This window comes from Pseudomonas sp. HMWF006, assembly GCF_003061205.1.
Taxonomy (GTDB): domain Bacteria; phylum Pseudomonadota; class Gammaproteobacteria; order Pseudomonadales; family Pseudomonadaceae; genus Aquipseudomonas; species Aquipseudomonas monsensis.
In genome coordinates this window covers 1-578 of sequence record NZ_QAIU01000529.1, presented here as the reverse complement: position 1 = coordinate 578, position 578 = coordinate 1, and the positions used below count along the sequence as shown (strand labels likewise).

Genomic DNA, 578 nt, shown 5'->3' with positions numbered 1-578 from the left:
GACCCTCAGCTACCTGAGCCAGATGGTCGGTCTCACCGTGCAGAACTTCGTCAGCGCCGCCACCGGTCTGGCCGTGCTGGTTGCGCTGTGCCGTGGTATCGGCCGCAAGTCGACCAAGACCCTCGGCAACTTCTGGGTCGACATGACCCGCGCCACCCTCTACGGCCTGCTGCCAATGTGCCTGCTGCTGGCGCTGTATCTGGTGTGGCAGGGCGTGCCGCAGACCTTCGCGCAATACGTCAATGCGGTGACCATGCAAGGCGTTGATCAAGTGATCCCGCTCGGCCCGGCGGCCAGCCAGATTGCAATCAAGCAACTGGGCACCAACGGTGGTGGCTTCTTCGGCGTGAACTCGGCGCACCCGTTCGAGAACCCGAGCGCCTGGAGCAACTTGTTCGAGGTGTCTTCGATCATTCTGATCCCGGTGGCACTGGTGTTCACCTTCGGTCACTACGTCAAAGACCTGCGTCAAAGCCGCGCGATCATCGCCTGCATGCTGGCGTTGTTCCTGATCGGTGGCGCGACTTCGCTGTGGGCCGAATATCAGCCTAACCCGGCGCTGAACAACGTCGCCGTCG

General features: G+C 62.5%; 1 protein-coding gene. It reads left to right on the top strand.

Annotation, left to right across the window (positions count from 1 at the left end):
• A partial coding sequence (locus DBR24_RS33450; protein ID WP_256591772.1) for a potassium-transporting ATPase subunit KdpA occupies positions 1-578 on the top strand: 578 nt, incomplete at both ends.